Annotated in this window: 21 protein-coding genes; all 21 read right to left on the reverse strand. The window is 29.6% G+C overall.

From position 1 onward, the window contains the following. Positions 1 to 20: 20 nt before the first annotated feature. Entirely contained in the window at positions 21 to 2,120 is a 2,100-nt protein-coding gene (locus tag EJJ37_RS03160) for a polyribonucleotide nucleotidyltransferase (protein ID WP_133014140.1), read from the reverse strand. Positions 2,121 to 2,206: 86 nt separating this feature from the next. Then, complete coding sequence (gene rpsO, locus EJJ37_RS03165) at positions 2,207 to 2,470, reverse strand: 30S ribosomal protein S15 (protein WP_133014141.1); 264 nt, start codon at positions 2,468 to 2,470, stop codon at positions 2,207 to 2,209. Positions 2,471 to 2,635: 165 nt separating this feature from the next. Continuing rightward, a complete protein-coding gene (locus EJJ37_RS03170; RefSeq protein WP_133014142.1) occupies positions 2,636 to 3,574 on the reverse strand; it encodes a bifunctional riboflavin kinase/FAD synthetase in 939 nt (312 codons plus the stop codon). A gap of 12 nt (positions 3,575 to 3,586) precedes the next feature. Beyond that, positions 3,587 to 4,465 carry a tRNA pseudouridine(55) synthase TruB gene (gene truB / locus EJJ37_RS03175; protein ID WP_133014143.1) on the reverse strand — a complete coding sequence of 293 codons (879 nt, stop codon included), beginning with the start codon at positions 4,463 to 4,465 and terminating at the stop codon, positions 3,587 to 3,589. 3 nt (positions 4,466 to 4,468) lie between these two features. Next, positions 4,469 to 5,440: a DHH family phosphoesterase gene (locus tag EJJ37_RS03180; protein ID WP_133014144.1), complete on the reverse strand. Its 972-nt coding sequence runs from the start codon at positions 5,438 to 5,440 to the stop codon at positions 4,469 to 4,471. Position 5,441: 1 nt separating this feature from the next. Then, positions 5,442 to 5,792 (reverse strand): 30S ribosome-binding factor RbfA, encoded by a 351-nt coding sequence (gene rbfA, locus EJJ37_RS03185; protein WP_133014145.1) that lies wholly within the window; start codon positions 5,790 to 5,792, stop codon positions 5,442 to 5,444. Between the two features lie 12 nt (positions 5,793 to 5,804). Then, entirely contained in the window at positions 5,805 to 7,865 is a 2,061-nt protein-coding gene (gene infB / locus EJJ37_RS03190; protein ID WP_133014146.1) for a translation initiation factor IF-2, read from the reverse strand. 15 nt (positions 7,866 to 7,880) lie between these two features. Continuing rightward, positions 7,881 to 8,195 carry a ribosomal L7Ae/L30e/S12e/Gadd45 family protein gene (locus tag EJJ37_RS03195; protein ID WP_133014147.1) on the reverse strand — a complete coding sequence of 105 codons (315 nt, stop codon included), beginning with the start codon at positions 8,193 to 8,195 and terminating at the stop codon, positions 7,881 to 7,883. Next, a complete protein-coding gene (gene rnpM / locus EJJ37_RS03200) occupies positions 8,188 to 8,454 on the reverse strand; it encodes an RNase P modulator RnpM (RefSeq protein ID WP_133014148.1) in 267 nt (88 codons plus the stop codon). The genes EJJ37_RS03195 and rnpM overlap by 8 nt, the downstream gene beginning before the upstream one ends. Positions 8,455 to 8,467: 13 nt before the next feature. After that, positions 8,468 to 9,526: a transcription termination factor NusA gene (gene nusA / locus EJJ37_RS03205; protein ID WP_133014149.1), complete on the reverse strand. Its 1,059-nt coding sequence runs from the start codon at positions 9,524 to 9,526 to the stop codon at positions 8,468 to 8,470. A gap of 17 nt (positions 9,527 to 9,543) precedes the next feature. Next, complete coding sequence (gene rimP / locus EJJ37_RS03210; protein ID WP_133014150.1) at positions 9,544 to 10,002, reverse strand: ribosome maturation factor RimP; 459 nt, start codon at positions 10,000 to 10,002, stop codon at positions 9,544 to 9,546. A 266-nt stretch (positions 10,003 to 10,268) separates the two neighbouring features. Further along, positions 10,269 to 11,453: a pyridoxal phosphate-dependent aminotransferase gene (locus EJJ37_RS03215; protein ID WP_133014151.1), complete on the reverse strand. Its 1,185-nt coding sequence runs from the start codon at positions 11,451 to 11,453 to the stop codon at positions 10,269 to 10,271. Between the two features lie 24 nt (positions 11,454 to 11,477). Beyond that, complete coding sequence (lexA, locus tag EJJ37_RS03220; RefSeq protein WP_133014152.1) at positions 11,478 to 12,911, reverse strand: transcriptional repressor LexA; 1,434 nt, start codon at positions 12,909 to 12,911, stop codon at positions 11,478 to 11,480. A gap of 190 nt (positions 12,912 to 13,101) precedes the next feature. Then, positions 13,102 to 14,499, reverse strand: a complete 1,398-nt coding sequence (gene gltA / locus EJJ37_RS03225; protein ID WP_133014153.1) for an NADPH-dependent glutamate synthase — start codon at positions 14,497 to 14,499, stop codon at positions 13,102 to 13,104. After that, positions 14,499 to 15,389, reverse strand: a complete 891-nt coding sequence (locus EJJ37_RS03230; protein WP_166484649.1) for a sulfide/dihydroorotate dehydrogenase-like FAD/NAD-binding protein — start codon at positions 15,387 to 15,389, stop codon at positions 14,499 to 14,501. Before EJJ37_RS03230 ends, gltA begins: the two co-directional genes overlap by 1 nt. A gap of 136 nt (positions 15,390 to 15,525) precedes the next feature. Next, positions 15,526 to 16,692 (reverse strand): iron-containing alcohol dehydrogenase, encoded by a 1,167-nt coding sequence (locus EJJ37_RS03235; protein ID WP_133014155.1) that lies wholly within the window; start codon positions 16,690 to 16,692, stop codon positions 15,526 to 15,528. A gap of 185 nt (positions 16,693 to 16,877) precedes the next feature. Next, positions 16,878 to 17,849 carry a DHH family phosphoesterase gene (locus tag EJJ37_RS03240; protein WP_133014156.1) on the reverse strand — a complete coding sequence of 324 codons (972 nt, stop codon included), beginning with the start codon at positions 17,847 to 17,849 and terminating at the stop codon, positions 16,878 to 16,880. Between the two features lie 116 nt (positions 17,850 to 17,965). Continuing rightward, on the reverse strand, positions 17,966 to 19,294 hold the full coding sequence (locus EJJ37_RS03245) for an extracellular solute-binding protein (RefSeq protein WP_133014157.1): 1,329 nt from the start codon (positions 19,292 to 19,294) through the stop codon (positions 17,966 to 17,968). Between the two features lie 178 nt (positions 19,295 to 19,472). Then, complete coding sequence (locus tag EJJ37_RS03250; RefSeq protein ID WP_133014158.1) at positions 19,473 to 20,300, reverse strand: carbohydrate ABC transporter permease; 828 nt, start codon at positions 20,298 to 20,300, stop codon at positions 19,473 to 19,475. 11 nt (positions 20,301 to 20,311) lie between these two features. Next, positions 20,312 to 21,184, reverse strand: a complete 873-nt coding sequence (locus tag EJJ37_RS03255; RefSeq protein ID WP_133014159.1) for a carbohydrate ABC transporter permease — start codon at positions 21,182 to 21,184, stop codon at positions 20,312 to 20,314. Next, complete coding sequence (locus EJJ37_RS03260) at positions 21,178 to 22,221, reverse strand: ABC transporter ATP-binding protein (RefSeq protein WP_133014160.1); 1,044 nt, start codon at positions 22,219 to 22,221, stop codon at positions 21,178 to 21,180. The genes EJJ37_RS03255 and EJJ37_RS03260 overlap by 7 nt, the downstream gene beginning before the upstream one ends. Positions 22,222 to 22,451 lie beyond the last annotated feature (230 nt).

Genomic DNA, 22,451 nt, shown 5'->3' on the forward strand with positions numbered 1-22,451 from the left:
ATTCTCTTTTAACATTTCTATTATTCTGTTACCTCTTCTTGTGGAAGAGCATCTTTTCTTGAAAGGTTAATTCTTCCTTGAGAGTCTATTTCAGTTACCTTAACTAAAATTTCATCTCCAACAGATACAACATCTTCAACCTTTTCTACTCTCTTCTTATCTAATTTAGAAATATGACAAAGTCCTTCTTTATTAGGTAAAATTTCAATAAATGCACCAAATGCAGCTATTTTAGTTACTTTTCCTAAGTAAACTTCACCTGCTTGAACTTCCTTAGTTAATCCTTCGATTATTCTAATAGCTTCATTTACTCCATCATGATCTGGTGAAGAAACAAATACTGTACCATCTTCTTTTATATCAATCTTAACACCTGTATCAGCTATTATCTTATTAATAACCTTACCACCAGCTCCAATAACATCTCTTATCTTTTCTGGATCAATAGTAATAGTTGATGTTTTTGGTGCAAATTTAGATACTTCTGATTTTGGTGCTGGAATACATTCATTTATTTTATCTAAAATGTGTAATCTAGCTTTTCTTGCATTTTTAATTGCTGTCTCAATTACATTAAAGCTTAATCCTTTAATTTTAGTATCAACTTGAATTGAAGTTATACCTTCAGTTGTACCAGCTACTTTAAAGTCCATATCACCAAAGAAATCTTCAATTCCTTGAATATCAGTTAAAACTTCTTCTTCAGTTAAATCTTCTGATGTTATAAGTCCCATTGCAATACCTGCTGCTGGTCTTTTAATTGGAACACCTGCATCTAATAATGCTAATGTAGATCCACAAACAGAAGCTTGAGAAGTTGAACCATTTGAACTTAATACTTCTGAAACTAATCTAATTGTATATGGGAATTCTTCTTCTGAAGGAATAAGTGGTTCTAAAGCTCTTTCAGCTAAAGCTCCGTGTCCTATTTCTCTTCTACCTGGTCCTCTTAATGGTTTTACTTCACCAACAGAATAAGCAGGGAAGTTATAGTGATGCATATATCTCTTAGATTCAGTTTCACCTATACCATCTATAATTTGAATATCCCCAACAGCACCTAAAGTAGCTACTGTCATAACTTGAGTTAATCCTCTTGTAAATAAACCTGTTCCATGAGTTCTTGGTAATAAGTCAACTTCACATGAAATCTTTCTTATTTCATCAAAAGCTCTTCCATCAGGTCTTCTAGAGTGATTTAAAAGCATATCTCTTACTACTTCTTTTTGCATGTTATAAACTATTTCTTTAGAATCTGCAAATGTATCTGGATACTTTTCTGCAAACTCTTCAGTTATTTTATCGTTTACCACATCCATTGCTGCATTTCTTTCATCTTTATCAGTAATCCACATAGCTTCTTTAATCATTTCGCTAGCAAATTCCTTGATATCCTTTGTAAGCTCTTCATCTGGTTTGTAAAGAACAGGTTCATCCTTTTCTTTTCCGAACTTAGCCATTGCTTCTTCTTGGAATGCAACTATATCTTGACATTTTTCAAAACCATATTCAATTGCTTTAATCATTGTATCTTCTGGTATTTCATTTCCACCAGCTTCAATCATCATAACTCTTTCTTTAGTTGCACAAACAGTTAATTGAAGAATACTTTCTTCTCTTTCTTTTGAAGTAGGGTTTAAAACAAAATTTCCATCGATTAATCCAACTTGCACTGCTGCAACTGGAGTTGTAAAAGGAATACTTGATAGAGATAATGCCATTGATGCTGCATTAATTGCTAGAATTTCTGGTAAGTTATCTTGTTCTACAGATACAACTGTACAAACCACTTGAACATCATTTCTATATCCCTTAGGAAATAGTGGTCTTAATGGTCTATCTACAGCTCTTCCGAAAAGAATTGCATTTTCTGAAGGTCTACCTTCTCTTTTTATAAATCCACCTGGTATTTTACCAACTGCATATAATCTTTCTTCATATTCGACACTTAATGGGAAAAAATCTATTCCTTCTCTTGGTTTTTCTGAAGCATTAACATTTGTTAATATTACTGTATCTCCATAGCTCATAAAAATAGCTGCATTTGATAACATTCCAACTCTACCAAATTCAACTTTCATATTTCTACCAGCTATATTTCTTTCTAGTATATTAGTCATTTAATAACCTCCCTTCAGGTTTTACGGGTTCTACTAATTTAATTTTTTTAAAATAATAGAGCGGATAAAACCCGCTCTATCAAAGACTATCTTCTTAAGCCTAATTGTGCTATTATAGCTCTGTATCTTTCGATATCTTGTTCAGCTAAGTAATTTAAAAGACCTCTTCTTTGTCCAACCATCATTAAAAGACCTCTTCTTGAGTGGTGATCTTTTTTGTGAACTTTTAAGTGTCCAGTTAATGAGTTGATTCTTTCAGTTAAAAGAGCGATTTGAACTTCTGGTGAACCAGTGTCTCCTTCATGTCTTCCGTATTGTTTGATTAATTCTTGCTTTCTTATTGCGTCCATAATGACACCTCCAGTTAATTTATCCCCTATTTCCAGGAAAAGAGAAATCACCCTCAAATCTTAGAAGTAGGTTCTTCATGAAATATTATAGCAAAGTAAGTCTATCTTGTAAACATAATTTATAATTTTAAATTTATTTAGATTTTATTATCTAATAATAAAAATTTATATATTATTTTGCCCTATAACTTCACTACTTTTCTCTGCAAATTTTTTATCTTTTTTTAATTGTTCAATTAATTCATTAATATTATTAAATTTTATTTCATCTCTAATTCTATCAATAAAATAAATATTAATTTCTTTTCCATATATATCATTACTAAAATCTAAAATGTAAGTTTCTACTGTTAATTCTTGCCCATTTACTGTTGGATTATTCCCTACAGAAGTAATTCCTTTAAAAATTTTTTCATTAATTTTTACATTGGTATAGTATACACCCTTTTTAGGAATAACCTTTTGTTTATTGATTGCTAAATTAGCAGTTGGAAAACCTATAGTTCTACCTAGCTTTTTCCCATCTATTACTTTTCCTGAAAGCATATATGGTCTAGATAACATGTTAAAAGCTTTTCTTACATTGCCATCGGCTAATTCTTTTCTAATAGTTGTAGAACTTATTATTTCTTCTTCAATTTTACAAGGTTCCATTACATACAATTTATATCTGTATTCTTCTTCAAACTTTTTTAAAAGCTGAACATCACCTAAATTTTTATAACCAAACTTAAAATTAAATCCTACGACAATTCCTTTTACATTATAAGTTTTACATAACCAATTAATAAATTCATCTGGCATCATCTTCATCATTTTTTCATCAAAATCTTTAAATGCCAGTATATCTATACCTTCTTTTTGTAAAACATTAATCTTCTCTTCATTAGTCATGATTAATTCTACTTTATTATTAATATTTATAAAAGTTCTAGGATGATTTTTGAAAGTAAAAACAATAGATCTACCACCATTTTCCTCAGCTAAACTTTTAACCTTTCTCACTAATGATAAATGTCCTAAATGCAATCCATCAAAGCTACCAAGAGCTATATAATTATTTTTACTTTCTTCATCCAAAGCTTTGTTATCATATATTAGCATTAATTTTTTCTCCTATGTGATTAGTAACTTCTCTATTTTAAAGCCAGAGTTATTTCTTTCACCTAGGCCTATAAAATTACTATCTTCATCATATACTCTATATAATCTATTATTGATAATCTTGTCTTTAGTAAATCTATTATCAGCAACTCTAACTCCATTTACAAGAAGTTTTACATACTTTCCATGAACTGTAATTGCTTCGTATTTGCTTAAGGCTTCTTCCATTGTTACTATATAGTCATCTATATTTTCTTCTGTTAAATCATTAACACTAATTGAATTTTCTTGTGAAAATACAGAAGTTTTAGATCTATTCAAGTCAGTCATAGTTGCAAAAACTCCTAGCTTTTCCCCTATATCATAACATAGACTTCTTATATAAGTTCCTTTAGAACATGTAACCTTCATAGAAACATAAGGATTGTTTATTTTAATATCTTCGATATTATAGATATTTATTAATCTACCTTCTCTTTCTACTTCTATTCCCTGTCTAGCTAATTCATAAAGCCTAACTCCATTTTTCTTTAAGGCTGAATACATAGGTGGAACTTGAGAATATTCTCCTATAAACTCTTTAACTACACCTAATATATCTTCATTACTTAAATTAGAAGTATCCTTTTCATCTAAAATTTCTCCTTCTAAATCATAAGTAGTTGTCCTAATTCCCAACTTAAAAGTAACTTCATATACCTTTTCTGAATCCATGATATAATCTATTATTTTAGTTGCTCTTCCAATACATACAGGTAATACACCTGTTGCTTCTGGATCTAATGTTCCAGTATGCCCAACCTTCCCTGTTTTAGCTACTTTTTTCACTACTCTAACAACATCAAAAGATGACATTCCCTTTGGTTTAAAGATATTTAAAATTCCATTCATATCTTACAACTCTTTCTGTATTTCATTTAATATTTCGTATTTAGCTTCTTCCATTGACATATTTTTAATTTTTATACCAGATGCTCTTATATGACCACCGCCACCAAAAACTTCCGCTATTTTTCTTACATCAACATAACTCTTTGCTCTAAGACTAGCTTTTACACCATCTTCAACTTCTTTTAATAATAATGTTACTTCAACACCTTTAATTTGAAGTCCATAAGAAATTATATCTGATGTATCTCCTATATCAATTCCTAAATCTGCTGTAAAATTTTTATCTATTTCTAATAAAGCAACTTTTCCATTTAAAATAAGTTGCATACTGCTTAATGCTTTTCCAATTAGCTTTATTCTGCTAAAATCCTTATTATCAAAAAGACTTTGATAAATAAAAGTATTATCTACACCTATTTTCTTTAATACTGCAGATATTCTATGTGTTCTTTCTGTTACGTTAGAATGTCTATATGCCCCCGTATCAGTTACTATTGAAGTATACATACAAGTTCCTATATCCTTTATAACGCTATCTTCTTTTTCAAAACTTATTCCCATTAAATTTAATAATTCAAATACTATTTCTGCTGTTGCAGCTGCATTTGAGTCTATATAATTAATATCACCATATTTATCATTTGAGAGATGATGATCTATATTTATTATTGTGCCAGTGAATTCTTTTAAATTTGCACTTACTCTCTCTAAGTTTCCACAATCAAGCACCACTACAACATCAGTTTCATCTACAGGTTCTGTGATTTCTCCTGTAATTTCATCTGATCCTTTTAGAAATTTCAAATTTTCTGATAAAGTATCCTTTGATATTATGTAACAATCCTTGTTTAAACTTTTTAAAGCGTTAAAAAGTGCAAGAACACTACCTACTGCATCACCATCAGGTGATACATGGTAGGTAATGCCTATTTTTTTACTTTCTAATATAAACTTCGCAATTTGACTTAATGTCATATTACTTATCTTTTACCTTTTGAATTAATTCTTCGATATGCATTCCATAATTTATTGAATCATCAAGTTCAAATATTATTTGCGGATTGTATCTTAAATTAATTCTTTGACCTATTTCTCTTCTAATATATCCACTAGCATTTTTTAGAGCAATAAATGTATTGTTCTTCTCTTCATCATCTTTTCCAAATATACTTACAAATACCTTTGCATATCTCAAATCCTTAGTCACTTTTACATCAGTAACTGATACCATGGCAGTAAGTCTTGGATCTTTTATTTCATTTCTTATTATAGTACTAATTTCTCTTTTTACTTCTTCGTTTATTCTTCCGCCTCTATAGTTAGCCATTCAAAACACCTCTTAAAGCTCTTTTCTTTTAATAGCTTCCATTGTAAATGATTCTATAATATCGCCTTCCTTAAGATCGTTGAACTTTTCAATACTTAAACCACATTCATAACCTTTAGCTACTTCCTTAGCATCATCTTTAAATCTCTTTAATGAAGCTAATGTTGATTCAAATATTACGATACCATCTCTAATTACTCTTACTTCAGAATTTCTTACAATTTTACCATCTATAACATAACATCCTGCTATAGTTCCTACATTTGAAATCTTGTATGTCATTCTTACTTCTGCCTTACCATTTACAACTTCTTTATATTCTGGTTCAAGCATACCAATCATAGCTGACTTAACATCTTCAATTGCATCATATATTATTCTATATGTTTTTATTTCGATGTTTTCCTTTTCTGATTGAGCTGTTGCATTTCCATCAGGTCTTACATTAAATCCAATTATTAAAGCATTTGAAGCTGCAGCAAGTGTAACGTCTGTTTCTGTTATAGCTCCAACAGCACCATGTATTACTCTAACCTTAACATCATCAGTAGATAATTTTTCTAAAGATTGTCTTATTGCTTCAACTGAACCTTGAACGTCAGCTTTAACAACTATAGCTAATTCCTTAACTTTACCTTCTTGAATTTGGCTATATAAGTCTTCTAAAGATACTCTATTAGACGCTTGGTGGCTGTCAGCTTTAATCTTTTGCTTTCTTAAATCAGCCATATTTCTTGCAGTCTTTTCATCTTTACAAACTATAAATCTATCACCAGCAGCTGGTACTTCTGAAAGACCTAATATTTCAACTGGAATAGATGGTCCAGCACTCTTTATCTTCTTTCCTCTATCATCAAACATAGCTCTTATTCTACCGTAAGTAGAACCAACTAAGATAGAATCTCCTACATTTAAAGTACCATTTTGAATAAGTAGTGATGCAACAGCTCCTCTACCCTTATCTAATTTAGCTTCAATTACAGTACCCTTAGCTTTTCTATTCGGATCAGCTTGTAATTCTTGCATTTCAGCTGTTAATAGTACCATTTCTAATAAACTTTCTAAATTTTCACCAGTCTTAGCTGAAACTGGAACGCAAATAGTATCTCCACCCCAGTCTTCTGAAACTAATCCATGCTCAGTTAATTCTTGTTTAACTCTATCAATATTTGCACCTGGTCTATCAATTTTGTTTATTGCAACAATCATAGGAACATCTGCAGCTTTACAGTGGTTAATTGCTTCTTTTGTTTGTGGCATTATACCATCATCTGCAGCGACAACTAATATAACTATATCAGTAACTTGTGCTCCTCTAGCTCTCATTGCAGTGAAAGCTTCATGTCCTGGAGTATCTAAGAATGTAATCTTTTCTCCATTTAAAGAAACTGTATAAGCACCTATATGTTGAGTTATTCCACCAGCTTCACTAGCAGTAACTTTTGCATGTCTTATAGCATCTAAAAGTGATGTTTTACCATGGTCAACATGCCCCATAATTGTTACTATTGGAGGTCTCTTAACTAAGTTTTCTTCAACAACATCAGCTTCTTCTTCAAACTCTTCTAATTCTGTTCCTTCTTCTTTCTTTTCAACTAAAACTTCGTATTTTTCGCAAAGTTTTTCAGCTGTAGAGAAGTCTATTTCTTGGTTAACACCAGCCATAACACCTAAGAATATTAAATTCTTAATAACGTCATTTGTTGGCTTACCAAGCTTTTCACATAATTCTTTAACTGTTATTGTTTCACCAATCTCAATTACTCCACATGCAGCTTCAGCATTTCTTTCAACTTCTTCTTGCTCTAGCTCTTTTTTAGTCTTTTTCTTTTTTCTTACGCCTTTATTAAGTGATTCAGCAAGTTCTTCTTCGTATTCATCTACTAAACTCTTCTTACCTTCACTATCACTAGTATCACCTAATAGTTCTTTTATTAGTGTTGCATCTTCATCTTCTATCACACTCATATGATTTTTGACTTCAACACCAAATTCTTCCATTAATAAATTTATTAAATCTTTTGAGCTAACATTAAGCTCTTTTGCCAATTCATATACTCTAATCTTTGACAATAAAATCACCCCCGGTTAATTTCTTCCTTCTTCATTTTGGTACAAGGATATTAATTTTTCAGCCATATTTTTATCTATCACAGCCAAAACTTTTAGTTCCTCTCTTCCAATTGGGTTGCCTAGTTGTTCTTTAGAAAAGCCTTCTATAAGAGGAATTCCTTTTTCAGCACAGTGATTTCTAAACTTCTTTTTTGTACTATTAGAAGCATCATCACTTAGTATTACAAGATAAAAACTACGTCTGTTGCGTTGTTCATCACATTTGCTATACCCTTCTATTAAATTCCCTGATCTTTTAGCAAGACCTAAAAAATTAAAAAACTTATTCATTAACTATCTCTTCCCTTAATCTGTTGTATATTTCTTCATCTATTGCAACATCAAGGTTTCTACTTAATCTTTTTGCTTTAAATGCTTTTTCTAAGCACTCAATACTTTTGCAAATATAAGCGCCTCTACCTGCTTTTTTTCCTGTTAAGTCAACAGAAACTTCACCTTCTTGACTTTTTACAACTCTAATAAGTTCCTTCTTAGGCTTCATTTCCATACAACCTGTGCACATTCTTAAAGGTATTTTCTTTACTTTCATAAAAAAATCCCCCTTATTCCTCTATAGCTTCAGCTTGTGACTTACTCTTTATATCAATTTTCCAATTAGTTAGCTTAGCAGCTAATCTTACATTTTGACCTTCTTTACCAATTGCAAGTGATAATTGATTGTCTTCAACAACAACCTTAGCTGACTTTGAATCTTCATCAACTGTTACACTTACTACTTTAGCTGGGCTTAAAGAACTTGCTATAAATTCTTCTGGGTTTTTACTCCATTTAATTATATCTATTTTTTCACCCTTAAGTTCATTTACTATGTTTTGAACTCTTGCACCCTTAGGTCCAACACAAGCTCCCATAGGATCAACATTTTCATCATGTGATACTACTGCAATTTTACTTCTTGATCCAGCTTCTCTTGAGATGCTCTTTATTTCAACAACACCTTCATATATTTCTGGAACTTCTAATTCAAATAATCTTTTAACTAATCCTGGATGTGTTCTAGATACTATAATTTGAGCACCCTTAGAAGTATTTTTAACTTCTACAACATATAATTTAATTTTTTCATTAAATTTATACTTTTCTCTTGGAATTTGTTCATTTGGTCCAATTGCTGTTTCAAGCTTTCCAATATTAACAAAAACATTTCCTTTATCTTCTCTTAAAACTGTTCCAGTTATAATATCATATTCTTTTTCTTTATATTCATTATATATGATACTTCTTTCAGCTTCTCTTATTCTTTGAGTTACTACTCCTTTTGCAAGCTGTGCTGCAACTCTTCCAAAATTCTTTGGAGTAACTTCAAAATCTACTACATCATCTAAATCATATGTAGGTTTTATTTCTTGCGCTTCTTCTAATGCAATTTCAGTAACATTATCAAAAACTTCTTCAACAACAATCTTTTGAGAATAAACATGTATTTCTCCACTTTCTCTATCAATTGTTACTTTTACATTTTGTGCCGAAGATGTTGGTCCTGCATAATTTTTCTTATAAGCTGCAACTAACGCATCCTCAATTGTTGTAAATAATAAATCTTCACTAATACCTTTGTCTTTTACTATTTCTTTAAGAGCACCTATAAACTCTTGGTTCATCTTAAATACCCTCCTTACTATATTTCCCCTTCAATATTTGCACTTTTAATCTTATCCTTTGGTATGCTTATTAAAGTGTCTGCTTCGACTATTATATTTTCTTCATTAACTTCTTTTAAAATACCTTTAATACTCTTCTTTCCTTCGATAGCTTTTGTAAGCTTAACCATTACTTCTCTACCTACAAATCTCTTATAATGAGCTTCAGTAAATAATGTTCTATTTAAACCTGGTGATGAAACTTCTAGGAAATAAGCTTCAGGTATAGGATCTTTTTCATCCATAAGGTCACTTACTCTTCTTGAAAGAGCTTCACAATCACTTAAAGTGATGCCGCCTTCTTTTTCTATATATATTCTTAAATAATATTCTCCATTTTCCTTAACATATTCAACATGATATATTTCATAGTTAAGTTCATCTGATATGGGTTTAACCATTTCATAAATTTGAGTAACTAAGGCATCATTCTTCATAATTATCCTCCTTTGCAATATTCAGTTTTTTAGGTAATTTAAAAAATAGATATGTAAAAACGCAACTAAAAAGTAGTTGCGTTCAAATAGAAAGAGCGGGAACAAGCCCCACTCTTCATTTTCTAGCTATTAGTAAATTACTTCTTAATACATCTTAGCATACTTTACTAATAAATACAAGGGGCTATAGCAACATTTAAGTTCCCCATTTAAAACTTGCCCAAATTTGTATTTTTTTATTCAATATAAAGGCTTCTTTAGTTATATTATTTATACAACTTTATAAGCTCATTAAAAGCTTTTAGAGATCTTTCAATCTTATCATAAGATATACAATAAGATAATCTAAAATATCCTGGACATCCAAAAGTTTTTCCTGGTACCGCTAATATATTAAACTTTTTAGCATCCTCACAAAACTTAACATCATCTTCTATTGGTGATTTTGGGAAAAGATAAAATGCTCCATCTGGTTTTAGACACTCAAATCCTATAGAAACTAGGTGATTATATAACAAGTCTCTATTTTTCTTATAAATATTAATATCAACTTCCAATTTTAAACTTTCTTTTATTACTCTTTGGAAAAGCGAAGGTGCATTAACAAATCCTAAAATCCTATTTGCTATATTTAAAGCTGCTGTTATATCTTCAAAAGTATTCATTTTAGGATTAACTACAATATACCCTATTCTTTCACCTGGTAGTGATAATGATTTACTATAAGAATATCCTATAAATGAATTATTATAATAATTTAATATACAAGGTACTTTAGTATTATCATAAACAATTTCTCTATATGGTTCATCTGAAATTAAATAAATATCTTTATTAAATTCCAACTCTTTCTCTCTTAATATATTAGATAATTCCTTTATTGTATCTTCATTATATATAACTCCACTTGGATTATTAGGAGAGTTAATAATTACAGCTTTAGTTTTATTTGATATTTTATTTTTTAATTCTTCTAAATTTAATTGAAAACTTTTTGTATCTGCTGATACAACAGTTACTACCCCATCAAAATTTTTAACATAATTAACATACTCTCCAAAGAAAGGAGCAAAAACAATAACCTCATCTTCTGGATCTAAAATACTTTTTAAAATTACATTTAACCCTCCAGCAGCACCACAAGTCATAACTATATTTTCACATTTCAATTGAAGATTATATTCTAACCCTAAATGATTAGCTATCGCTTCTCTAACATCTTCATATCCAGAATTATTCATATATCCATGAAGAAAATTTGGTTTTTCTTCATTAATAATTTTATTTATTATATTTTTAATCTCTTCTGGTGGTTCTACATTAGGATTACCTATACTAAAATCAAAAACATTTTCTTCTCCATATATACTTGATAATCGCTTTCCTTCTTCAAACATAGCTCTAATAGTAGAGCTATTTAAAACCATATCTCTCATCTTACTTGAAATCATTCTCTAACCCCCTTATTTTAATAATTAATTAAATTTATTTTTTATTACTCCAATAGCTACACCTAATATACTTACCTCCTTGCCTTCTAAATATATCTCGCTATATTTAGGATTGGCTGGAATTAACATAGGTTCCTTACCATTTAGCTTTAAAGTTTTTAAAGTCGCTTCTCCATCCAAACTGGCAGCAACAATGTCATTATTCAATGCAGTATTTTGTCTCTTAATAACAACTAAATCTCCATCATTTATATTTTTTCCAATCATACTATCACCTTTAACATGTAATATGAAAGTTTCTTTTCCTCTTTCTAACCAACTCTTAGGTAAATTAAATTTTTCTTCTACCTCGTCATTAATTTCAATAGGATTACCTGCTGCTATATCACTATATACATCAACCTCAACTAATTCCTCTTCATTAAATATAGTATTATCCTCTAAATAAATCTCTTTCTTAGAAGAAGAACTATCCATATTAAATTCAACTACATTTTTATATTTTAAGTTTACATATTGGAATTTTTCCATATAATCTTTTTCTTTAATTTTTTCTTCTTTAAATTCCTTCTTAAAAGCAAAACTTCTTCCTTTAAAATCTGCTCCAAGAGTTTTTAATTTTCTACCTTTTACTAACCAACACATTTTATCATTATAAAATTCATTATTTAAAATAAAAACAAATGATGAATGTGCATGGTTAAAATATATACTTTTTACAAATTCAATTTCACCTTTAGTTAGTACCTCTACCTCATCTAAAACTATATGAGTATACTTTTCTTTATATAGTTGTCCATATTTTATAGCAAATGATATTTTATCGTAAGAATCATAATATCCATTTTCTCTTAATATAGAAGTGTATAATTCCATAAGTGTATATATAGAGTCTCTACTATATGAATTTTTTATTAATCGATATTTTCTACCTTTTCTTTCAACTTCACTATACTCTTCTCTTGTAAAATTACATGCCTTTATCCAAATAATTTCATCATACAAATCTTCAGTTTTAATCTTATTAATAACTTTAGATTTTTTTGTTAAAGTTATTAATTCATTGTGAAATTCTTCTGTTTTTATAAACTTATATGCTTCTTCAAAAGAAATAGCTTTTAAATTTAGTTTATTTTCTTTAATGTATCTTTCTGAAAAATCTTTTATTAATACATTTACTAAATTAAATTCAACTCTTTCCTTATCTATAGTAAATAATGAGTAAAACTCACTTGCTTTACTTTTTTCTTTATATAAACTTTTACTATTATCTAACTTTTCACCATCTGAAGATAAATATAAAATCTTATCTTCATTATATATACAATAATTATTTTCTAAATTTATAACTCTATGCAAAGCTGCTACTGTCTTTCCTGTTAATGATTTTCCTTTCATCAATGAAAAGCCCATATTTTTATTATTTATAAATCTATTTTGATTTTTTGTTAATTTCATAATTACACCTACCGTTATACCTTCTCATAAGTGAGATTCTAAATTTCAATTTATCTAATGGAACTTACTCATTGACCCTTTAAGTCAAGGAGTTTCATTGTTTATAAAGAAAAACCCCAAAGAAAGAACATAACTTTGGAGTTATAAAATAATTTTATTCATTTATTGATAAAAAGTCAATTAATTCTACTTATTTATTACTTAAATATTCATCTATTGCAGCAGCTGCCTTTTTACCTGCTCCCATTGCTAAAATAACAGTTGCAGCTCCTGTAACTGCATCTCCTCCAGCATAAACACCTTCTTTTGTTGTAAGACCTGTTTCTTCATCTGCAACTATGCATTTCCACTTATTAACTTCTAATCCTTTGGTTGTTGATGAAATTAATGGATTTGGAGATGTTCCAAGAGACATTATAACAGTATCTACATCCATAACAAACTCTGAATTTTCTTTAACCACTGGTCTTCTTCTTCCAGAAGCATCTGGTTCTCCAAGTTCCATTTTGACACACTTCATTCCTGTAACCCATCCATTTTCATCTGTTAAGATTTCTGTAGGATTAGTTAATACATCAAATATTACGCCTTCCTCTTTTGCATGATGAACTTCCTCAAGTCTTGCTGGTAATTCTGACTCACTTCTTCTATATACAATGTGAGTCTCTGCACCAAGTCTTAACGCTGTTCTAGCAGCATCCATTGCAACATTTCCTCCACCAACTACAGCTACCTTCTTTCCAACTTTAACTGGTGTATGATATTCTTCTTTGAATGCTTTCATTAAGTTTACTCTTGTTAAAAATTCATTGGCTGAAAATACTCCATTTGAATTTTCACCTGGTATGCCCATAAATTTTGGTAATCCTGCACCTGATCCTATAAATACAGCATCAAACCCCTCATCTTCAATTAATGAATCTATTGTAACTGTTCTTCCTACAACTACATTAGTTTCAATTTTAACTCCTAGCTTTTTAATATTTTCAATCTCTGATTTTACTACTTCTTCCTTTGGTAATCTAAACTCAGGTATACCATAAACCAAAACTCCACCAGCTTCATGTAAAGCCTCAAATATAGTAACATCATAACCTTTTTTAGCTAAATCTCCTGCACAAGTAAGTCCTGCTGGGCCTGAACCTATTACAGCCACTTTCTTACCCTTTGACTCTTCTTTATCAGAAAGATCAACATTATGACATCTTGCCCAATCAGCAGTGAATTTTTCTAGCTTCCCAATAGCAACTGGTTCACCCTTTATTCCTAACACACATTTTCCTTCACATTGTGACTCCTGTGGACATACTCTTCCACAGACAGCTGGTAATGCACTATACTTTGCAATTTCTTTTGCTACCCCTTCAAAATCTCCTTCTTTAACATGAGATATAAATCCTGGTATATCTATTGATACTGGACACCCAGTTACACATTTTGGATTTTTACACCCTAAACATCTACTCGCTTCATCTAAAGCTCTTTCTTCATCATATCCTAAGCAAACTTCATCAAAGTTTTTTGCTCTTACACTAGCTTCTTGTTCCCTTACAGGTATTCTCTTCATTCTATCTACTACTTTATTCATTACTTATGACCTCCGCATCCGCAACCTTCTCTATGATGTGTTTCGCCTTCCTCTAATTTTAGGATAGCTCTTCCCTCTTCACTTTTATAAAGAGATTGCCTTCTCATACTTTCATCAAAATTTACAAGATGCCCATCAAACTCTGGACCATCAACACATGCAAATTTAACTTCATCTCCTACTGTAACTCTACAAGCACCACACATACCTGTACCATCAACCATAATAGGATTTAAACTTACAGTGGTTTTTATATTAAGCTCCTTAGTAAGCATTGACATAAACTTCATCATTATCATTGGTCCTATAACAACGGCATGATCATATTTCTTTCCTTTATTATTTACTAAATCTAATAAACAATCTGTAACTCTACCATTAAATCCATAAGAACCATCATCAGTAGATATATATAAATTTTTAGCTACTTTTCTCATCTCTTCTTCTAATATTACTAACTCTTTATTTCTAGCCCCAATAATAACATCAACATCAATATTATTATCATAGAACCATTTTACTTGTGGATAAACAGGTGCTGCACCTACCCCTCCCGCTACAAATAAAACTTTTTTCTTTCTAAGTTCATCTAAGTCTTCATGTACAAACTCACTTGGCTGACCTAATGGTCCAACAAAGTCTTGTACATAATCACCTACTTCAAACTTAGCAAGCTCTTTTGTGCCATATCCAACGGTTTGAAAAACTATTGTAACAGTTCCCTGTTCTCTATCATAATCTGCAATAGTTAAAGGGATTCTTTCACCCTTATCATCATTTTTTATAATAATGAATTGTCCAGGCTGAGCTGATTTAGCTACCCTTGGCGCCTCAATATCCATTAAATATATGTTTTCAGTTAATAATCTTTTACTTGTTATCTTATACACCTTAATAACCCCCATAATTTTCTTATGTTATATATTTATAACTAAATTTTAAGTTTAGAATCTTTATTATAAGTTTAAGAATGCACTTTTAAATTTGTTTACTTAAAAATGCATTCTTAAATCAATAAACTATTTATTAAAAGTCTACTTTATTTCCATAGAATGTACATGAAAGAAGTTTTTCCATAGTTTCATCATCAATTGTTCTTGGATTTGAGCCTGTACATGCGTCTAAAACAGCATTATGAGCTATATGCTTAACATTATCCAAAAACTCTTCCTCAGTTACTCCATATTCCTTCATTGACACTGGAATACTTAAAGCTCTATTAAATTCATTTATTTTTTCTATTAGTGAATCTGTTAACTCTGCATCAGTATTTCCTTGTAACTTTAACATTTTTGCTATATCAGCATATCTATCTTCACATTCTAATCTATTATATTGAATTACATATGGTAAGAAAATTGCATTAGCACATCCATGTGGAATATGGAATACAGCTCCAACTTTATGAGCCATTGAATGTACTATTCCTAGTAAAGCATTACTAAATGCCATACCAGCTAAACATTGTGCTTCATGCATTAAATTTCTAGCTTCTACATCACCTTCAAAAGACTTAACTAAATATTCATTAACCATATCAATAGCCTTTAAAGCTAATGGATCTGAAAAATTCGATCTTAATGAAGCTGTATATGCTTCTATTGCATGTGTTAATGCATCCATTCCAGTATGTGCAACAAGTTTAGCAGGCATTGTTTGTGCTAATTCTGGATCAACTATTGCAATATCCGGAGTTATATTAAAATCAGCTAAAGGATATTTAATTTTCGCTTTATAGTCAGTAATTACAGAAAAAGCAGTTACTTCTGTTGCAGTTCCTGAAGTTGATGGTATTGCTACAAATTTAGCCTTTTGTCTTAATTCAGGTAAACCAAAAGGTACAACTGCTTGTTCAAAAGTAAAATCAGGATACTCATAAAAAATCCACATTGCTTTTGCCGCATCTATTGGTGATCCTCCACCCATAGCTACTATCCAATCTGGTTCAAAATCTCTCATTACAGCTGCTCCACTCATAACAGTTTCAACTGATGGATCTGGTTCTACTCCTTCTATTAACTTAACTTCTATTCCAGCTTCTTTTAAATAACTTTCTACTTTATCTAAGAACCCAAATCTTTTCATTGAGCCTCCACCAACAACTACTACAGCTCTTTTTCCCTTTAAAGTTTTTAATACTTCTAAGGAACCTTTCCCATGATAAATATCCCTTGGTAATGTGAATCTTGCCATATTTTTCTCCCCCTTAAAACCTTTCATAAATACATCTTTATACATATTTTAAAATTATTACTTAATTTGTAATATAAATTAATTATACCATAAATTTACTAAATTGAAATATATTTTTATCCATAAAAAGATACCTAAAGACAACTTTCATATAAAGTTAACCTTTAGGTATCTTTTTTTACATTTTATTCTTTTCCTCTGTTTTCTTCCTTATACTTTTTAGAATTATTATCAAGAGCTTCTATCATTTCATCGACCTTTTGCCAATTTGCAAGAGATGCCCCAGCCGCTAACATATGCCCTCCACCTCCAAAGCTAGATGCAATATCATTAACTCTAGGCCCATTAGATCTTAACTCACAGAAAATTGAACCATCTTCTTTTTCTACAAAGAAATTCCAATTATTTATTCCTGAAGTATCTTGAAGTGCATTTACCATTCTAGCAGCCTTTATTGGTTCTAATCCATATTTTTTAGCTATCTCATTTTTTACTTTTAAGTATGCCATTCCATTTTCAGTAGTTACATAGTTACTATAAATATATCCTAAGAATTTTAATTCTGCTTCTTCTCTTTTATACATATTTGCGTAAATCTCTTTTGTTTCTAAATCAAAAGTAATTTTAGATAGTTTTTCAAATAAATTAGTTGGATTATCTATATATAAAAATCTTCCTGTATCTCCAACTATACCTGTAAATAAAGCACGTCTTCCTTTTTTATCTATATTCAACTTATCTTCATTAGCTAAATATAAATCTAAAATCATTTCACTACAAGAAGAATAATTAGTATCTACCCATGTTAAATTTTCAAACGGAGCATCAAAAGGTTTATGATGATCAATTTTAATTATATAACCACAATTATTAAATGACTGATTGTCAACTCTTTCTTTATTGGCTACATCTACTATAATAGCTAATGAATCTTTATTTAATTCAATTTCTTCATCCATAGTATTTATATATTCTAAATTTTTTGAATGTTCACCTAATAATATTACCTTTTTATTAGGATATGTATTTTCTATTATACTTTTTAAAGCAGTTTGTGAACTATAAGAGTCTGGATCCGGAAAAACATGACGATATATCGCTATAGTATCATATTCTTCAATTTTATTTATTATATTTTTTATTAATTCATCTTTCATTTTTAATACCTCCTAAATTAAAACTATAAATTAAAATTTCATATAATATTTAATAAAAAAATTCCCTACCTAGCAAAGCTAAGCAGGGCATAAATAAATTTATAATTTTTAATATCTTATTGACGGCTTATTGAAGTCTCAACTTGTGAATTCATTTCCTTTAACATAGCATCTACATCATCTGATGTTCCTGTCACATAAGCTGCATATTTTTCTTCTGCAACTGTTCTTGCTGATTGAGCATTATTTATTGCAGGAGTAAAGTAAGCAAAATTTAATGATTCTTTAGCTACATCGTAAATTTTACCATATAAAGAATTACTATCAGCTAACACTTCTTGAACTATAGTAGAATCTTGAGCTGACTTTCTAACTGGTAAATATCCTGTAGATGTTGCAAACTTAGCTGTATTTTCAGTATTAGTTGCAAATTTAATAAATTCATAAGCAGCATATTGAGATTCTGTTGAAACATCATTAGTTACAAATAAAGAAGCCCCTTGTTGTATAACTGCTTTATCTTTTCCTTCAAAATGAGGAACTTCTACTACAGCTACTTCAAAAGCACCATTAGTATTTATATGCGCGAATCCAGCTGAAGAACCTTGGTAAGCTAAAAGCTTTTGATTTGAAAATGGCCCTGATAAGAATTTATCTTCACCAGGCACTCTAAATGCACCACTTTGTGTTTCTTTTCTAAAGAATTGCATAAATTCTTTAGACCAATCATTAACAACATTAATTTTTCCATCTAATTGAACAAAATCTTTTCCATCTTCTTTTAAAGTAGAAATAAATGCATTTGAACTTGAATCAAATCCGAATCCTGGTATTCCTAATTCTGATTGACATTTTTCTGATATTTCTGCTAATTTTTCAAATGTTAAATCTTTTAAGTCATCAACAGTATACCCTAATTGTTCTAATAAGTTTTTATTTACATATAAAACTTCTGTAGATTTAGTCATTGGAAGACCATATATTTTATTTTCTCCCCATTGTGATAATTCACTAATAAAATCTGGGATGAAATCATTTTTAATGTCATCTTCCATTCCTACTGTTTCATTAGTAACATATGGTGTTAAGTCTACAACCTTATTATCATTAATAAGACCTGTAGCTGCATCAGGATAAATATTAACTATAGCTGGTAAAGTATTTGATTGAGACGCAGCTATAACCTTTTTGTTTAAGTCAGTAATGCTACCTTGAGCTGAAGCTTTAACTGTTATTCCTTGAGTATTTGAACTATTAAAGTCATCAACTATACTTTGTAACACTTCTGCTTGTTTTCCAGTCATATAATGCCACATTTCAATTGTAACTGGTTCTTTTAATTCTGTAACGATATTCTCGCTTGACGAATTACTTTTTGAACAGCCTGTTAATGCTGTAACTGCAACTACTGCAGTCATTAAAGATGCTAATAATCTTCTTTTCATTTGTTTCACCTCTAAAACCTAATTTATATATATATTTAAGAAAAGATGATTAAAAGATAAAGTATTAAATTTTCATATACACATAATTAAAGCATTTATAATAACTTTTATATAAATAATTAAAGCATTAATATTTTAACTTTTAATTCAACTTTTCCTATATATCTAATTATTTATATTATCCCTTTATTCCCCCAATAGATATACCGTTCATAATCTTCTTATGTAAGAACATATAAACTACAACTATTGGCATTGTAATTATTGTAGATGCAGCCATTAATAATTCGTATCTGTTTCCTACATCTGATTGGAATGCAGTTAATCCATTTGCAAGTAATCTCATATTATCACTATTTGTAACAAGTAGTGGCCATAAGAATGCATTCCATGAGTTTATTCCTACTAATATACAAATTGTAATAATTGATGGCTTAGCCATAGGTACAACTATTCTCCATAAAAACTTCCAATCACTTGCACCATCTATTTTTGCTGCATAATATAATTGTTTTGGAATCTTTAAGAAGAATTCTCTAAGCATATAAATATACAATACATTTGCCATATAAGGTACAAATAATGCTGAATAACTATCAATTAAATTTAATGCTGAAATTGTTTTGAAATTAGTTACTATTAATACTTCTCCTGGTATCATCATTGAAGCTAAGAAAATAGCAAATATTAAATCTCTTCCCTTAAATTCAAGATGTGAAAAAGCAAATGCTGATAATATTGAAATTACAACTGTACTAACAATACTTAAAGCTGTAACTATTATTGTATTTATAAAATATCTTCCAAAAGGAGCCATTGCTAATGCAGTACTAAAGTTACCCCACATAAATTTCTCTGGAACCATTGTTGGTGGTGTCTGAATAACTTCAAAACTTGACTTTAAAGACGATGCTATCATCCAATAAAATGGGAATAGCGTTATAATAGCAAAGACAACTAATAAGAAGTATTTAATGAATGCTTTAAAATTATTTTTATTTTTCATATTTACACCTCTTAGTAATGAATCTTATTACGAGCAACTGTTTTTTGTACTAAAGTAACAGTTAATATTATAATTAATAGAACAACTGAAGCAGCAAATGCTAGTGGGAAATCTTGATCTCCATAGAATCTATCAATTATATATCTAACAACAGTTGAAACTGCACCATCTAATGTACGTCCTCCAAATAGAACATAAACTTCCGTGTAAACTTTAAAAGCAGCTATTAAACTAATAACATATGTATAAGCAATCATAGGAGAAACTAATTTAACAGTTATCTTTCTAAATATAGTTCCACTTGTAGCCTGATCGATTTTAGCAGCTTGATAATATTGTGGATTTATTGATGCAATACCTGTAGTTAATATTAAGGTATTAAAAGCCAAACTCTTCCATACAGCAAATATTATTAATGCTACCATTGCATACTTAGGATCATTAAGCCAGTTTATAGGATTTATTCCTATTTTCCCTAATAAGAAATTAATAATTCCATATTCAGAGTTAAATAACCAAGACCATACTATCCCTATAGCAACTAGTGAAGTTACATAAGGTAAAAAGTAAATACTTTGGAATATACCTCTCACTTTTTCATTTCTTATATTAGCTAAAGCATTAGCTATTAGCAAAGAAATAAATACTGATAGAGCTGGAACTATAGCAGCATAAATTACAGTGTTAATTAAAGATTGTATAAACCTTTTGTCTTGGAACAGATATTTATATGATCCAAATCCAAAAACAAATCCACTAGCTTTAGTTTCATCAAAACTAAAAATTATTGTATTAATTATAGGATAAAATACAAAAACAGCAAGTATTATAAGTGCAGGTAGTAAATATATATATCCCTTAAATTTATTTGTCTTCTTTAGCATTTTGTTATGAACTCCTCACTTTCAGCATCAAACACATAACTCTTGCCTGTCTTTGGCTTAATTATTAACTCAGCACCTTCATCAATAAAGAACTCTTTATCAACTAACATTTTGTATTTAATCCCGTTATGATCTAATGTTAACAATCTTTCTCTACCTAATATTTCTACTGTAACAACTTTAGTTTTTAATCCCTTATCTGCTACTTCAAAATCTTCTGCTCTTACCCCTAAAATAACCTTTGATTTATTTTTAGGTAAATTTTCTATTGTTAACGAATCAATAATAGAAGTTCCTTCTTTACATTCTAAATTTATAAAGTTCATTTCTGGACTTCCTATAAAAGATGCAACAAATTTATTTACCGGATTCATATATATATCACTAGGTGATGAAACTTGTTGTATTGCACCATCTTTCATTAATACAATTTCATCTGAAATAGACATAGCCTCTTCTTGATCGTGAGTTACAAATATAGCTGTAACCCCTGTTTCCTTTTGAATTCTTCTAATTTCTTGTCTTGTTTCAACTCTTAACTTTGTATCTAAGTTTGATAAAGGTTCATCAAGAAGTAGAATATCTGGCTTCTTTGCTAATGCTCTTGCAATAGCAACTCTTTGTTGTTGTCCTCCAGAAAGTTGAGCTGGCTTTTTATCTAATTGACTTTCAATTTTTACAATCTTAGCAACCTCTAATGCTCTTTTTTCTGCTTCTGCTTTATCCCACTTTAAATTTTTTAAAGGAAATAATATATTTTCTCTTACAGTCATATGTGGATATAATGCATAATTTTGGAATACTAATCCTATTCCTAATTCTTCTGGTTCTAATCCAGTTACATCTCTATCTCCAAAATAAATCTTTCCACTATGTGGTTTATGAATTCCTGAGATAGTAAATAATGTTGTTGATTTCCCTGATCCTGAAGGTCCTAATAATGAAACTAACTTTCCTTTCGGAATTTGTAAAGTAACTTCATTAAGTGCCTTAAAATCTCCAAATTTTACAACTAGTTTCTCTAGTCTTATTCCCATTGATAATTCACCTCATGTTTTTTTTAATACATATACTATTAAATACAAAAACCGCTAGATTTTCGCGCTATTACAGAATACGACAATAACTTTGTCTTTGTCAACGTTTTTCCCACTTTCCGCTCTTTGTATTTTAAATTTTTTATCAATAATATTAAATTAATCCATATTATTCTAATTTTCATACATTTATATGTAAATTTAACCTATATTTAAAATTTTATCTACAA

This window comes from Clostridium cuniculi (genome assembly GCF_004353185.1).
In the GTDB taxonomy this organism is placed as follows: Bacteria; Bacillota; Clostridia; order Clostridiales; family Clostridiaceae; genus Clostridium; species Clostridium cuniculi.

Bases quoted from the DNA above. Each gene is read 5' to 3' on its own strand.
- EJJ37_RS03160 (WP_133014140.1), bottom strand. From the start codon at position 2,120: ATGACTAATATACTAGAAAGAAATATAGCTGGTAGAAATATGAAAGTT.
- rpsO (WP_133014141.1), bottom strand. From the start codon at position 2,470: ATGGACGCAATAAGAAAGCAAGAATTAATCAAACAATACGGAAGACAT.
- EJJ37_RS03170 (WP_133014142.1), bottom strand. From the start codon at position 3,574: ATGCTAATATATGATAACAAAGCTTTGGATGAAGAAAGTAAAAATAAT.
- truB (WP_133014143.1), bottom strand. From the start codon at position 4,465: ATGAATGGAATTTTAAATATCTTTAAACCAAAGGGAATGTCATCTTTT.
- EJJ37_RS03180 (WP_133014144.1), bottom strand. From the start codon at position 5,440: ATGACATTAAGTCAAATTGCGAAGTTTATATTAGAAAGTAAAAAAATA.
- rbfA (WP_133014145.1), bottom strand. From the start codon at position 5,792: ATGGCTAACTATAGAGGCGGAAGAATAAACGAAGAAGTAAAAAGAGAA.
- EJJ37_RS03195 (WP_133014147.1), bottom strand. From the start codon at position 8,195: ATGAATAAGTTTTTTAATTTTTTAGGTCTTGCTAAAAGATCAGGGAAT.
- rnpM (WP_133014148.1), bottom strand. From the start codon at position 8,454: ATGAAAGTAAAGAAAATACCTTTAAGAATGTGCACAGGTTGTATGGAA.
- nusA (WP_133014149.1), bottom strand. From the start codon at position 9,526: ATGAACCAAGAGTTTATAGGTGCTCTTAAAGAAATAGTAAAAGACAAA.
- rimP (WP_133014150.1), bottom strand. From the start codon at position 10,002: ATGAAGAATGATGCCTTAGTTACTCAAATTTATGAAATGGTTAAACCC.
- EJJ37_RS03215 (WP_133014151.1), bottom strand. From the start codon at position 11,453: ATGATTTCAAGTAAGATGAGAGATATGGTTTTAAATAGCTCTACTATT.
- lexA (WP_133014152.1), bottom strand. From the start codon at position 12,911: ATGAAATTAACAAAAAATCAAAATAGATTTATAAATAATAAAAATATG.
- gltA (WP_133014153.1), bottom strand. From the start codon at position 14,499: ATGAATAAAGTAGTAGATAGAATGAAGAGAATACCTGTAAGGGAACAA.
- EJJ37_RS03235 (WP_133014155.1), bottom strand. From the start codon at position 16,692: ATGGCAAGATTCACATTACCAAGGGATATTTATCATGGGAAAGGTTCC.
- EJJ37_RS03240 (WP_133014156.1), bottom strand. From the start codon at position 17,849: ATGAAAGATGAATTAATAAAAAATATAATAAATAAAATTGAAGAATAT.
- EJJ37_RS03245 (WP_133014157.1), bottom strand. From the start codon at position 19,294: ATGAAAAGAAGATTATTAGCATCTTTAATGACTGCAGTAGTTGCAGTT.
- EJJ37_RS03250 (WP_133014158.1), bottom strand. From the start codon at position 20,300: ATGAAAAATAAAAATAATTTTAAAGCATTCATTAAATACTTCTTATTA.
- EJJ37_RS03255 (WP_133014159.1), bottom strand. From the start codon at position 21,184: ATGCTAAAGAAGACAAATAAATTTAAGGGATATATATATTTACTACCT.
- EJJ37_RS03260 (WP_133014160.1), bottom strand. From the start codon at position 22,221: ATGGGAATAAGACTAGAGAAACTAGTTGTAAAATTTGGAGATTTTAAG.